This is a genomic window from Dyella sp. AD56 (assembly GCF_002878475.1).
Classification (GTDB): domain Bacteria; phylum Pseudomonadota; class Gammaproteobacteria; order Xanthomonadales; family Rhodanobacteraceae; genus Dyella.
The window spans coordinates 16,075-29,665 of the sequence record NZ_NRDP01000030.1 but is presented as its reverse complement, the minus strand read 5'-3'; the positions used below and the strand labels follow the sequence as shown (position 1 = coordinate 29,665).

At 58.6% G+C, this 13,591-nt stretch carries 10 protein-coding genes; 6 read left to right on the top strand and 4 right to left on the bottom strand.

The annotated features are described in order from the left end of the window. Positions 1-18: 18 nt before the first annotated feature. Entirely contained in the window at positions 19-1,695 is a 1,677-nt protein-coding gene (locus tag DyAD56_RS18845; protein WP_102304384.1) for a hypothetical protein, read from the bottom strand. 426 nt (positions 1,696-2,121) lie between these two features. Between DyAD56_RS18845 and DyAD56_RS18840 the strand changes: the two genes are divergently transcribed. Together DyAD56_RS18840 and DyAD56_RS18835 are read left to right on the top strand one after the other, a co-directional pair. Beyond that, a complete protein-coding gene (locus DyAD56_RS18840) occupies positions 2,122-3,231 on the top strand; it encodes an agmatine deiminase family protein (protein WP_102304523.1) in 1,110 nt (369 codons plus the stop codon). A 131-nt stretch (positions 3,232-3,362) separates the two neighbouring features. Next, positions 3,363-3,848, top strand: coding sequence for a cupin domain-containing protein (locus tag DyAD56_RS18835; protein ID WP_102304383.1), 486 nt, complete (start codon positions 3,363-3,365; stop codon positions 3,846-3,848). 3 nt (positions 3,849-3,851) lie between these two features. Here the strand turns inward: DyAD56_RS18835 and DyAD56_RS18830 are convergent, their stop codons facing one another. Further along, positions 3,852-5,117, bottom strand: coding sequence for a M48 family metalloprotease (locus DyAD56_RS18830; protein WP_102304382.1), 1,266 nt, complete (start codon positions 5,115-5,117; stop codon positions 3,852-3,854). A 152-nt stretch (positions 5,118-5,269) separates the two neighbouring features. Here DyAD56_RS18830 and DyAD56_RS18825 point away from each other — a divergent pair, with 152 nt between their 5' ends. Both DyAD56_RS18825 and DyAD56_RS18820 read left to right on the top strand, forming a co-directional pair. Continuing rightward, the gene (locus DyAD56_RS18825) at positions 5,270-6,145 is read left to right on the top strand and encodes a LytTR family DNA-binding domain-containing protein (RefSeq protein ID WP_158241390.1); all 876 of its coding nucleotides are present in this window, start codon (positions 5,270-5,272) and stop codon (positions 6,143-6,145) included. 79 nt (positions 6,146-6,224) lie between these two features. After that, positions 6,225-7,691 (top strand): serine hydrolase, encoded by a 1,467-nt coding sequence (locus tag DyAD56_RS18820; RefSeq protein WP_102304380.1) that lies wholly within the window; start codon positions 6,225-6,227, stop codon positions 7,689-7,691. A 69-nt stretch (positions 7,692-7,760) separates the two neighbouring features. On the opposite strand, the gene DyAD56_RS18815 is transcribed toward DyAD56_RS18820, so the two are convergent. Beyond that, positions 7,761-9,104 (bottom strand): glycoside hydrolase, encoded by a 1,344-nt coding sequence (locus tag DyAD56_RS18815; protein ID WP_146010569.1) that lies wholly within the window; start codon positions 9,102-9,104, stop codon positions 7,761-7,763. Between the two features lie 239 nt (positions 9,105-9,343). Between DyAD56_RS18815 and DyAD56_RS18810 the strand changes: the two genes are divergently transcribed. Continuing rightward, on the top strand, positions 9,344-10,219 hold the full coding sequence (locus DyAD56_RS18810; protein WP_233202648.1) for a hypothetical protein: 876 nt from the start codon (positions 9,344-9,346) through the stop codon (positions 10,217-10,219). A gap of 141 nt (positions 10,220-10,360) precedes the next feature. Here DyAD56_RS18810 and DyAD56_RS18805 read toward each other — a convergent pair whose 3' ends face one another. After that, positions 10,361-12,445 carry an alpha/beta hydrolase domain-containing protein gene (locus tag DyAD56_RS18805; RefSeq protein ID WP_146010568.1) on the bottom strand — a complete coding sequence of 695 codons (2,085 nt, stop codon included), beginning with the start codon at positions 12,443-12,445 and terminating at the stop codon, positions 10,361-10,363. 116 nt (positions 12,446-12,561) lie between these two features. Between DyAD56_RS18805 and DyAD56_RS18800 the strand changes: the two genes are divergently transcribed. Then, positions 12,562-13,368, top strand: coding sequence for an alpha/beta hydrolase (locus tag DyAD56_RS18800; protein WP_102304377.1), 807 nt, complete (start codon positions 12,562-12,564; stop codon positions 13,366-13,368). Positions 13,369-13,591 lie beyond the last annotated feature (223 nt).

Here is a 13,591-nt window from a genome sequence, read left to right as displayed (position 1 = left end):
CGCTTGCCAGTAGTCGACTTAATGGTGATCGTGGTCACGATCGTCCGAGTCCTGATCCGGTGTAAACGAGATGCCACGGAGCACTTCTGCAAAGTTAGCGGTGCGCAGTGTCACGAACTTCTCTTGCGCGGCGACAGTGGCATTGCTGTTCTTCAATGTGTCGCGAATGGCCACGAGCTGATTCGGGTCGGCACCTATATCGCCATTGCCACTGACGGTAGATGTTGTGGCCCAGATCGTCACGCGACCATCGCGATCGACGCGACCCACGAGGTTACGCAGTCCGTCGGTGGCCGGCGACCAAGGCAGCTCGGTGGCGGCGTTGATGCCGGTTGGATAGCCATCCACCGTATAGGCGTGGCCAAGATTGAGTCCCGCCTGCAAGGTATAAGCCAGTACCCACGTCTTGCTGCTGCTGTCGTACGTCCATTTCTGCAGACCCGCCGTCGTCTGTGCGGCAGCGTGTGTGTACAGATCGGCGCTTCCCACATAGCCGTCTCCTTCGTCCGCCACATAAAGCGTATTGGCGTCGGCGAACCACAGCGAGAACGGGTAAGCCAGCGTCTTCGCGGTCTTCGCGGGCGTGGTGGGGAATCCGGCAAGGATGCACATATTGGTCGGTAGTCCATCGCTCAGCACGGTGCTCGCGTTATAGGCCAGCGGTGCACTGGGTAACGCGGCGCCGGGCACCGGTACGCCGAAACCGTTGGGGCATGCCATGCCCGTGGTATCGACGAAATACACCGTATTCACGCCGTTGCTTCCGCTGCCCTTGGTGAAGTACACAACGTCGTCGTGCACGGTCATGCCGCGAAAATTATCATCCTTGCCAATCTTGTCGGCCTTCAGGCCAAGCGCAGCGATAGAGAAGCTCGCCAGTGGGGTAGTGGCGACGGGGTGCTGTGCAATCTCCGGCAAGTGTGTCGGCGTGATGAACTGCGCGCCTGCCCCAAGAACGACCCCGGCTGGTTGCGGATTGCTGCCATTGCCGGCATTGCCGGCGGTGAAGAAGTAGTCGGCACCGTCGCGGTTGAGCAGGATGGCAGCACGGCCGTTGTTGCCGCTGTAGGCATTGGTTTCCGTGAAGTTGAAATGGCCCTTGCGATCAACCGTGGCCACTGCCCGGTAGATGCTTTGACCATCCGGATTCGTCAGATCAACCGCGCCGGGTGTATTTGAATTGGAGACGTCGATGGCATTCACCGGTGCGACGTAACCCATGAAACTGAGGTACCTGTGATCCTGCGACAGATGCAGCGCAAGCTCGGATTTTGAACTAAAGCTGGTCACCAGCTCGCCTTCGGGCGCAGTCGGCAGCAGGCTATTGGGAACTTGCAACGAATCGATCAAATGACCGTCTAGTGTGAGCTGGTCGAGGTAGATACGTGCCGTGACGCCAAAGCTGCCATCGTACAGATCGTTGTTCCACACATAGGGGTAAGTGCCATCGAATGGAGCGCCGCTGGCAGCGCCGCAGCCACCTGTTGTGCTGGCGCAATTCACGGGAAGGACGGTGCCGACCTGTACGTTGCTTGCCTTGTTGTCGTACACACTGCGGCTCAGCACAAGATTGCCTGGCCAAAAGTGGAAGTCACGCCGATTCCATGAATCATCGGCATGGGCAACCATGCCGGTGCCGAACAAAACGAGCGCAACGGTCGCGCCAATACGCTGCCGAGCAAAACGATTTGTCATGGTGGTCTCCAGAGGGTCTGGCCCGCCCAGGGTTGGGCGAGCAGGGCCACGCTAGTGACCACCCATGAAGGATTCTTGACAGGTTTCTTCGGATTAAATTAGCAAGCAGGACTTCTATACGTCCGCATCACAAAGCGAATTTTGCACATCGAAAAAGCCTGCGTCGCATGGGCTTTCGAAAACGGTGGCGAGTTTGAAATTTGTTGGCTGAATCGATCAAAGCCTCGTCAGCACACTGCTAAACCCAATGATGTCATCATGGGGCATGGCGAAACTTTTTGCGTCGCGAAGCTCATTTCCGGATGACCCGTTCACGCGGTGGATGCGGTCTCGACGGGATGTCATGTTTGCACCGACCCGCGACGTTCATGTTTCTCCAGCAGCACTTTCTCGAGCCACGACGCTCGCTCTTATCCGGTGATGGCCATGAAAACGCGGCGTGATTTTCTAAAGCAATGCTCCATGGCGGCGGGCGCCTTATATCTGGGCTCGGTGGGTGAGGAACTTGTCGGTGGCGCCTTTGCCTCGGAGTCCAAACCGTGGTTCATGCCGGATGAAGGTGAGCACCACAAGGCAACGTGGATGGCCTTTGGCCCCAGCGAAGAAGTCTGGGGAAGAGATCTTCTTAGCGGCGCTCAACATGCGCTGGGTGCTATCGCGAAGGCTATTGCGGCCCATGAGCCGGTCAACATGCTGGTGCGTGAGGATGACTACGACCTCGCACAGGAGCTGTGTGGGTCGAGCGTCCATCTTGTCGTCCAGAATATTGATGATCTTTGGATGCGCGATACGGGCCCAGTCTTTGTGAAGAATGGTCAGGGCGAATTAGCGGGCATTGAATTCAACTTCAATGGTTGGGGTGGTAAGCAAGAGCATGATGCCGATGCCTTGGTGGCAAGCGCCGTCAATCGTCTGGCCGGAGCGCAGTCACTGACGACGCGACTGGTACTGGAAGGCGGCGCCATCGAAGTGGATGGCGCGGGAACGGCCATCTTGACCGAAAGCTGCATACTTAACCGTAACCGCAATCCTGGTTTGACCAAGGCGGCATGCGAGGCCGAGCTAAAGCGACTTTTGGGATTGGACAAGATCATCTGGATCCCCGGCATTGCCGGCAAGGACATTACCGATGGTCATACGGATTTCTACGCACGCTTCGCTAAGCCAGGTGTCGTGGTGGTCGGATTGGATACCGATACATCGTCATACGACCATGCCGTAACCAAGCGTCATCTCGACATTCTTCGTAGTGCAGAGGATGCGAAAGGACGCAAGTTAGAGGTTGTCGTCTTACCTGCGCCATCATCCATTCGACCGAAGTATGAGACGAAGGACTTCGCGGCCGGCTACGTCAATTTCTATGTGTGCAACGGCGCGGTGATTGGCCCCGAGTTTGGAGATGGCAAGGCTGATAGGGATGCCAGGGCCATGCTTCGCGAGCTATTTCCCTCTCGCGAGGTGATACAGCTTAATATCGACGCCATTGCCGCTGGCGGTGGTGGTATTCATTGCACAACGCAGCAGCAACCTGCTTGAGCGTAAGGCTCAGCGTTATGCACGCTCGCTCTTGAACTAAGTCAGGCATGGTCAATTGGCTCCGTGAGGGCCGCCGATAGGTGTTTCTCTCGCTTGATCACTGGCTATAGCTTCATACATTTAGGTGACTCATGTTGAACAAGTACATTTGGACAGTTCCTCTTTGCCTCTTCGCATCCTTCGGTGTGATAGCTGCAGAGGCCGGGCAGGGCGGTAACGCACCAAAGGTCATCACTCCCGGTGAACTGCCTTTTGTGCAAGTGTCCGAGGGTGTACGGCTGAAGGAGCTAACGGGTCGCGCGGCCCCTGATGGCGCCAAATCGAAACTGGGCAGCGTCGCGCTATTTGAACTCGATCCGGGTCATGCAAGCGCGCGGAGCCACAACAAGGCTGGCGAAGAATCCTTCTTCATTCTGGAGGGGCACGGTGAAGTTTGGACGGGCGGCGTGGCGCATCCGGTAGGACCTGGCGACTACATCTTGATTCCACCTGCGGTGGTCCGCTCTATTCGTGCCAGTAAAGGCGAGGTTCTTAAGTTCTATGCCATCACGACCCCTGCGTGGAGTAAGGATGACGATGTGCTCGTGCCTGCGCCCAAGGGAGCGCCCGGTTCATAAGGGCTATTTGGCGACGGGTGCCGATGGCATGGTGCATTTGTCCGCGTAGCGCAGCGGTGCGCCTTCTCGCCAGGGGTGATAGTCATTGGCCATCGTGATCCGTTCGGCGATGGACGGATGCGTATAGAAGAAGGCGCGGGCGAACGCATCGGGTTGCACCCAGTCCGTGCCATCGTGCGCCCACGATGCAAACAGAAGAGCGGCAGCGTTGTTTTCGTGCGAAAGCTCCAAGCCAAAGCGATCAGCTTCTCGCTCGATATGCCGATCGAAGGCGAGGAATGCCGGTGTCACCGCCAGCCACAACGCAGTGATGCAGAGGATGAGCAATGGCAGTGATGCCGGGTCCTCAAGGCTTGAAAAGCCCATGCGCTGCTGAAAGCGCCGTGTCGCCCAGTGGCCTACCTGGTAGGTGATCCAGAACCCGAGCAGCGCCAGCGCGACGGCGACAGGCAACAGCTTCCAGTTGTCGCCCAGAACGTAATGCTTGAGTTCGTGGGCAATGGCGAAGCGAATTTGGTCCGGCGTTTCCTTCTTGGCTATGTCGCTTTCGAGAAAGATGCGTACGGTGGGGCCGACCCCATAGACCGCCGTGTCGTTGCCGCCCACCACCACGGCCACATGTGCGAGGCCGCACCGTGATGCGAGATCGTCGATGGATGCGCGCAAGCTCGTGTCCGCTAGCGCCACGTAGGGCGTTGTCAGCGGTTTTATCCATACCGGTTGTGCGATCAGAAAGAACACGGTGATGGGGGCGGTGGCTACCGTTGCCCAAAGCCACCAGCGTTTCGGACTCCGGCGCATCAACGCATAGGGAATCCACAAAAGGAGCATGGCCGCCACGATCCATGGAATCAGGCCCAGCGCCTGCGCCCACAGCCATTGCCCGATAGTTTCGCCGTGCAGCCACCCTAATGACATCGGAAGCCGGTAATGACGTGCGTAGTCCAATGGAAGGCTGAGCAACGTGTACAGCACCATATAGACGCTGCCGAACACGCCGATGGTGAGAAAGTGCGAGCCGCCAACCCGCCCGGCCAGCCAGCGACATAGACGTGCGCCATATCCGCTGTAAAGCAACACCCATGGCAGCACTAGCTGTAACGCCTTACTGCCCAACCAATACGCATCCAGCAGCCGATTGACGCTCGCCTCATGGAGCGGCGCCGGAGGAATGGGAACCTGGGCGTGCACCGTCGCGGCAACGCCGGCCAGTCCCAGGACAGCCGCTATGCCAGAGGTCCGCCAGTACACGTTCGTCTTCTTCGCCATGCTTCGCTCTCGTGGACATCACTGGCCAAGCCTACGATTTGGCTTGGCTTGTACCTAGACCGGCTCGCCACGATTTCGGCACGACTCGGCACAAATCCGGTCGAGTGCCCCCAGGGATGGACGGTGTGCATGGCTCGCGGCAGACTGCGCGCATGGATGCCACCCGGGCGATGATTCACCCCGTGCCTCCCCCGTGGTTGCGCCAGGGGGCGTATGGCTTCATCTACTGGCTGGCCTTTCTGCTGGTGCTGGAGCCGGGCAACCTTATGCGCGCGTCGGAGATGGGCGCCCATCTGGTTCTGTCACATGAGACAACCAGGATGCTTGGGGCCGCCCTGATTGGCGCGATGACGACACCGGCCATGCTGTTGCTGGGTGATCGTTTTCCAATCAGGGGGCAGCATCGCCTGCGCAACCTGCTTTTTCATGGCCTGGGCGTCGCTGGATTTGCGTTGGGCCTGATCCTGCTTTCCTGCGTATTGGCGGCCTGGGCGTTTTCCCACACGTGGCTGCCCACCCTGGGGGAGATCTATTGGCAGGTGGCAGACAACGGGCTGCTGCTGGTTTATGCCTTGATCGGCCAGGCCGCCGTGGCCCGCTTGTTGAGAGGGTCGCGGACGACGGACGACGACGCACCTTCGACTTTAGCTTCAACGGCGACTCGCCCCTTGTCGCATGTCACGACCAAGGTCCGTGGACGCCAGATGCAGGTGGCGCTGGATCAAGTGGATTGGCTGGAAACCCAGGGCAACTACCTTGCCCTGCATGTGGGAGATGCCACGTATCTCATCAGGCAAACCATCACAGCTTTCGAAGTGCAGCTTGACCCTCGACAGTTCGCTCGCGTGCATCGTCGGGCCATGGTGTGCCTGCATGGCATCCAGGATTTGAAGCCGCTAACCAACGGGGACGCGGAACTGCGTCTTCGCACGGGTCAAGTCGTGCGCGTCAGCCGGAGCTATAGGAAGCAGCTCGCGGCAAGCATCGAGCAGATAAAGGTCATGGCGGATAGTTCGCGCTCGCTCTAACTCAAGGGCTGGACTGTTCGGGAGCAGCCTTGTGACAAGATGTGCGCCGGGGAACCGAACCTGAAGCGGGGGAGGATTCATGAGCGGCGCGATGAAGACGCTGGCACTTGGACTATCTACGCTGGCCTTGAGCCTGTCGGCACACGGGCAGGGGCAGCCGGTCGCAAAAGATACGCAGGCCAGAATCACTGCCATCGAATCCTGCCTGCCTGATGCCGTCGTCATACATGGCGAGAAGCATCCCTGTGAAACGCTTTCACACCGCATGCAAGCTTGGCGCATACCCGGCGTAAGCGTCGTGGTGATTCACCATGGCGCCATTGAATGGGCGAAAGGCTATGGCGTTGCCAGCGTGGGCGGCGATGCCGTTACGGCACAGACACTTTTCCAGGCAGGCTCCATCAGCAAGCCGGTTGCGGCGATGGCAGCACTACGGCTCGTACAGCAAGGCAGGCTATCGCTCGATACGGATATCAACAGCACGCTACAGCGTTGGAAAGTACCCGCAAGCCCGCTTGCGCCCGGTGCGGTCGTGACCTTGCGTGAATTGCTGAATCACACTTCGGGACTGAGCGTCCATGGCTTCCCGGGCTATGCGGCCGGGAAGCCAGTACCGTCTTTGGTCCAGGTACTGAACGGAGAGCCACCTGCCAACACCGCGGCCGTCCAGTTGGAAAGCATGCCGGGAAGCCGATGGAACTACTCAGGAGGTGGTTACACCGTTATGCAACTGCTCATGGAAGACGTGACCCACCAAGCCTTTGCACAGTTGTTGTACGACACCGTGATAGCACCATTAGGCATGCGCCATAGCACCTATGAACAGCCTTTGCCTGTGTCGATGCGCGTTGATGTGGCGACGCCGTACGATGCGGACGGTCAGCCGATTCCCGGCGGAGCACATACCTATCCGGAGATGGCCGCGGCGGGGCTCTGGAGTACACCATCAGATCTCGCGCTCTATGTGCTGGAGCTGCAGCGGTCGATAAAGGACGGTGTGGGCCATGTGCTGGACAAGAGCACCACGGAACAGATGCTTACGGCGGGCAAGGGAAAATGGGGGTTGGGTATCGGGATCGGTGGTTCTGTTGGGCATCCTTACTTTCAGCACTTCGGCGTGAACGAAGGTTTTGAGGGTGTCCTGTTCGGCTATCGCGATAGCGGGGAAGGCGCCGTCATCATGACTAACGCGGCAGGAGGGGCAGAGCTTGCACGGGACCTGTTGAGAAGCATTGCGGTTGCCTACGCGTGGCCGGATTACCAGCCGGTGAAGCGCATCGCCATCACGCTCGATCGACCCGTGCTTGAGCGATACGTCGGCACCTATCAGGTCGCTCCCGACCTTGGCATACGTATCACGCTCGAGGGCGGCCAATTAATGAGTCAGCTTACCGACCAGCGCAAGCTTCCCATGTTTCCTGCGTCACGCTCGAGGTTCTTCACGCGGACAAATATGGAATTCGAATTTGTCACGGACTCTCGTGGTCGAATCGAAGAAGTTGTACTTCATCAGAACAATCAGAATCTCAACGGTAGAAAGCGCTGATTCTTCCAGGCGGATGTGGTATCTGCGGTGTTCTTCGCAAGCGTGTACTGATGCAGCCCAAAATGCGGGTCAGCGATCATGTCCTTGGTTGCTTCTTCGCACATAGCCAACCGATCGCGTCAGAACCAGCAAGAACAGAAGCAGGATGAAGGCAGCATACGCATACTGGCCTCTCGCCACTCCCGTTCCATAAGGAAACCAGATGCCTGGTATTCCCAGGGTATTGAGCTCCGTCGCGAACAGGCCGATGCCGACAAGAATCGCGCAAAGCGACGCTAGATAAGCAGATGGCTTCGCGGATCGGATCAGGCCTAGACCCATGATCCCCAGATAGAGTGCGACATAGGCTAGACGAACGGCCTCGACAATGTCGTCGGCGGTAACCTTAATGCCGAGGTTTGCTTCAGGTGCAAACCACGGACGGCCAATGAGTGCGAAGACCATATAGGTTAGGGTGAGAGCACTGATTGCGTAGCGTAGCCATGGATCTCTTTTCAAGCGGAACCAATCCCGCCATGCCAACGTCCATGCTGCCAGGTTGAGGGGCCTGAGCATCACCGTGGTCGCGACGTCGTAGCTGCGCAAACTCAGAACATCCGTCCAGTAAAACATCACCTGGTTGACGCGAAGAAGTGCAAGAAGAAGCAGCGCTGCGATCAGCCAGCGATAGCGGTCATCAGTTCGGCATGCGATCAACGCGAACACCATAAGCGCGAGCATGACGAATGCCATCGGTTCGACCGCGTCCACGACGTAACCCTTGAACGTTTGTAGCCATTGGGCTTGATGCAGTCGATCAATGCCGTCTGTATCGCCGATCGTCGGCGCGACATGAATGCCGCCACTGTCGTCGCCCGCGTCGAGAGGGTCCATCCATACGCGGAACGCAACAAGGTAGGTGCGCATGTTCGTCGATGACGCTGGCAGCGAGAACACGCTCGGCCGTACCCCGAATACCCTTGGCGTCTTACCCGAGAAATCACCCACTTCACCGAGAAGTTTGCCCTCTACATAAAGTTGATAAGTCGAGTCGACCAAGGTTGGTCCCGCCATGGAGAGCGCGGTGTCCTTTTTGCCGTCGACGGTCACTCTGATCCGATACCACGCATAGCCCGTGTACCCGGCATGGCCGCGTCGGCTCCATCCGGAAACGTAGCCGGGCAGTCCAACATCGCCGTCGTGCGCACCCGGTGCCGGGGTGAGGTCGACGGTCTCCCAGGAACTGTCATCGAAGTCCGGTGAGGCCCAGTGGCGATCATCGCCGACGTGAAATCGCCATGGTCCATTCAAGGGAATGGTGGAATGACCAAGAGTGACATGTGCGTTCACGGCCGGCTCTGCCGAAGCAAGGCGGCTGCCGACCATCAGAGCCATAAGCATGTAAAGGGAGAACAGAAGCCTTGAACGTCGCATCCAGCCACTCTCCATGGTTTCTCAGCGGAGTCTAAGCGACGGAGTAGAGGCCGCGTCCACTCAGAGGTAAGACTCAGTATCACCTGCCTTAGAACGTCCCTTCTGGCTGTAGCTGGAATACCCGTGGCGCGTCGCTTGTAAGGTCGCCGTAAGAACCTGGTTCGCTGGCCCTTTATGCTGCGCGTTCAAGCAAGCTGTGTGCAGAACGGTCGCATTCTTCTAACCATAGGGAGCATGGTATGCGCAGCAGTCTGATGGGGTTGTTTGGTTTGGTGGCGGCCGTTTCCATCAACGTTGTCCATGGCACTGATGCCATCGAGCACAAGATACAGGTCCCCATTGATGATGCCTCCGGTCATCATTGGGCGATGCAGGGTCGTCTTTGCATGCCTTCGGGCGTAGACAAGCCGAGACTTGTCGTCATTAACCATGGCTCCCCTGCCAATGCGTCCGATCGCCCCGGCATGACGCTAGCCGGCTGTGACAGCGAAGCGGTTCGATGGTTTGTGGACCGACAATACGCCGTCGCCCTGGTGCTCAGGCTTGGCTACGGAGCCACCGGCGGCCCTTGGACGGAAAACTACGACGGCTGCAACGACGCGGACTACTTCAAGGCGGGATTGGAAACGGCACGGCAAATCGGTGTCATCGTCGACTACGTCGTCACGTTGCCAAATATCAGTACCAGTGGCGTGATTGTGGTGGGTCAGTCTGCGGGTGGCTGGGGAACCATTGCCTATGACAGCGTTCCGCATGAACATGTCACCGCGTTTATCAATATGGCCGGCGGTCGCGGCGGCCACTATCACGACAAACCCAACAGCAACTGCAAGAGCGATAGGCTTGTGGACGCTGCTGGCAAGTACGCCGCGACGTCAGCCACACCCATGCTTTGGATCTATGCCGGCAACGATAGTTTCTTCGGCCCCGCACTTGTCGACGAGATGGCAAAAGCCTATGTGGGAGCCGGAGGAAAACTCAGCGCCTACCGGCCCGAAAGTTACGGAACAGACGGCCATAAACTGTTCTTTGGACGCAATGGAACGCAGATCTGGGGCCCTCTTGTTGAGGCCTATCTGAAGTCCCGGGACACGCCAAGCTCAGCGCAGCAGTAGTCCATCGCTCGACCAAGCTACTTCCAGGCGCGGGCTGACCGTGCAGCACTTGTCGGGTCTGTATGCCATCGGATTTGGCGCCTACACGCGGATTGGAAAGGTTCGCTAGCACCTGCTTCCGATCCGACGCGGACAGTTGCTTTACGGCCAGTCGAGGGGGACGGGCCACTGGTAGCTACAGCTCTTGTCTTCCGGCGCATGCGCGAGGATGCGATCGTAAAGGCCGGTCTGGGCATCGACGACTCTGGCTTCATCCTCGGCGAGCAGAAGATGTTCTGCCACGGCTTGCTTAGCCGCCGCCCGCGTCTTTTCAATGAAGTCCGCGCGTGATGCGTAACGCGCTTCCAGCGAAGGGCGCGTGTCTCCGCTGACCTTGCGTTCTACTTCGGTGCGCGCAAACGGTTGGAACGACCCCTCAAAGCGATCCAATGCCCAGCCAAAGCCGGTGGATGCCTCGCGCTGGTTCCAGCCGGTGTAGGTGCCAAGCGGTATGCGGACTTCGACAGGGCGTAGGCCGCCCGCGTCCGTGCCATCGGCATCCGGTGCGGGGACTTTTACACCATAGGGCCTGCCGGCGACCGGTGGTAATTGATCGACGACGCCCGCGGAAGCGAAACGAGCACCGAAATCGAGGCGCCGGGGAGTAAAGGCCTCGCTGGGCGGCGTCAGCTCCGTGCCTTTGGGAAACAGCTCGCCATAGCGGGTGATGGAGACTAGCGTGCCGCTCTTCACGGTCGGATAGGCGTTGGCGGGCGGCAAGGTGTCATCACGCACCCAACGATTCATATCCAGCAGCAGTGCACGCAGGGTGGAAAGGTCGTCGATGGGGCTGGAGCAGTGAACGGCGTTTCCTCGTGTGGGGGAGGGCGTGAGCAGGTGTTGCATGCCCGTGAGCAGATAGAGGCGCGTGTGCGGCTCAACGGTTACGTCGCTTCGCCCGTCGGGTGTTGTCTGTAATAAGGAGGCGGAACGCCCCCAAAACTCGGTGGACTTGTCGACGAAGAAGAGCTTTGGCGTTTTGCCTTCCGTGTCGCGTGCCCTGGCGAGCACGGAGCCAGACTGCCCAGTCGTGTCATCTCGCTCGGTTGCAGTCGTAAATGGAAATATGTCCGTGGGATAGCCTCGGTCAACGATCAGGCTTGCGGCGCGCGTCGGAAAGGCGAAGCGGTGGTTGAAGCTACCGCGGCCGCTACCACCGACAAGCGCCATTGCCCCATCAAAGACAAGCTTGCCGTGCTCGTCCACATCAAACCCGTCGTAAAGCATCTGCTGGATCAGTCGGCCCGTCTGGCTGGCACCAAACATAAGTACGTACTTGGGTGCCGGCGAACCCTCGAATGGGTGGGCGCGAAACCAAGACACCAAATCGCGTATACCCGCTAGCCCGGTGCCCACAACGTAAGGATCTCTAGCCACGTAGGTCAGCTCATAGATGCGCCCGGGCTTGAACCCGGTTTGCATGCGGATGGAGCTCGCCGGCTGATCGTTGGTAGCGGGAACGAACGACCACAGGCTGCGTTCAATAACCACGCGAGGGTCATCCGGAAGGTTTCTTGCCGTCAACGTGGCGGAGGGGGCATTGACGATGGCTGCAGGATATGCACGCCCAACGATACCCACGAAGGACGCGATCTCCGCGGGCTTATCGACGATGAACTCGTTCGCCACTTTGCCTGTGATTTGTTGCCCACCGTCAGTGGCCACTGGCGGCTTGAACACTAGAGCCGCTGCATCGCCTTGCTCTGGTGTCACGTCCCACTGCCAGGCAGAGGCGAGTACCGTGAATCCGTTGCGTTGAAGAAAGCCGGCATCGACAAAGGCAGGTTTCTTCGTCGGATCGATCACATAGTTCAGCATGTCTGTGATGGCGCCGCCGCGATTGGCAACGTCGTAGATCAACGTGGAATCGACCGGGTGAATGGGTCTGATGAGCACGAAGTCCGACGAAAATTCGACGAGGCCGTTGCCGTTCTTTGGCGCCAGTTTCAGATCCGCGATTCGAACATTCGCCTTGTCTTGCGGGTCTAGTGTGAACCACGCACGCCCATGAATGACCTCATACGCCCCCACGCCAGGAAAGACCTTGCCGTTTTGATAAGGCTTTCGGTCAAGGACTTCCACGTGATCAACCGCAGCGAAAGCGCGTGGTGAGTTGGCGACTGCAAGCGCCATCAATAGCATCGAGGGTATGAATGACCAGCGAGACGAGCGTCCTTTGCGACTCATGGCGATCTCCTGATTGGCGTGGTCTGCCATGGGCAAAGTATCTTCATTCCGAAACCATGCCCAGTCCCACGATGGGGGTTTGGCCAACCAGCCTTCCTTCTTGCCTAAGGATCCCCATGCACGCCCACGACGATAACCTTCAGCGGTTCGAAGCACAGGGTGCGGCCGCGCTTCCGCCGGAACTTGCATCGGCTTACATCGATCACGACGGCGCCCGGATCTGGTACGCAACTTATGGCGAAGGCCCTCCGGTCATTCTGCTCCACGGTGGCTTAGGTCATAGTGGCAACTGGGGTTATCAGATTCCGACTTTGGTCGAGGCAGGTCACCGTGTCGTGCTCATCGACAGTCGCGGGCATGGTCGGAGCACGCGCGATTCGCGGCCTTACTCGTACGAGTTGATGGCTTCCGATGTCCTAGCTGTGATGGACGTCCTGCGACTTGAGAAAGCAGCCCTCATCGGCTGGAGCGATGGTGCGTGTATCGCGCTCATCGTTGGCATGCAAGCGCCTGAGCGCGTGGCGGGGGTCTTTTTCTTCGGCTGCAATATGGACCCGAGCGGCACGAAAGAGTTTGTGTCCACGCCGCTCATTGAACGCTGTTTCAGTCGTCATGCTAACGATTCCGCACAACTCTCCAGCACGCCGAATGACTTCAATGCTTTCGTTGGAGCTATCACTGAAATGATGAAAACGCAGCCCAACTACAGTGCTGACCGCCTCGCAACGATCCGTGTACCGGTCGCGGTGGTGCAGAGCGAGCACGATGAATTCATCAAGCCTGAGTATGCCGAGTATCTAGCGCAGAGCATTCCCGGCGCAGAGTTGATCATTTTGCGAGGTGTGAGCCACTTTGCGCCGCTGCAAAGGCCGGACGAGTTCAATCGCGTTGTGCTCGCCTTTCTCGCGAAGGTGCTTCCCTAGTACGCGCATCCGCGACTCGCAAAATCCTTCGGTCGACGTGACGGCGCGTCGCTGGAACAGCGGTCTGACATCGCTGCGCGTTTCTTATCCGTGTGTCCTAAACCTGAGACGCACAGACATGTCCCTCCCTCTGCCTATCCCATAGCATCCCCGCAAGCCCAGTTGGCGTGATCAATTTCACATAAATGAACGGCGCGATGCGGCGGGGGCTGGTCGTGTCCGG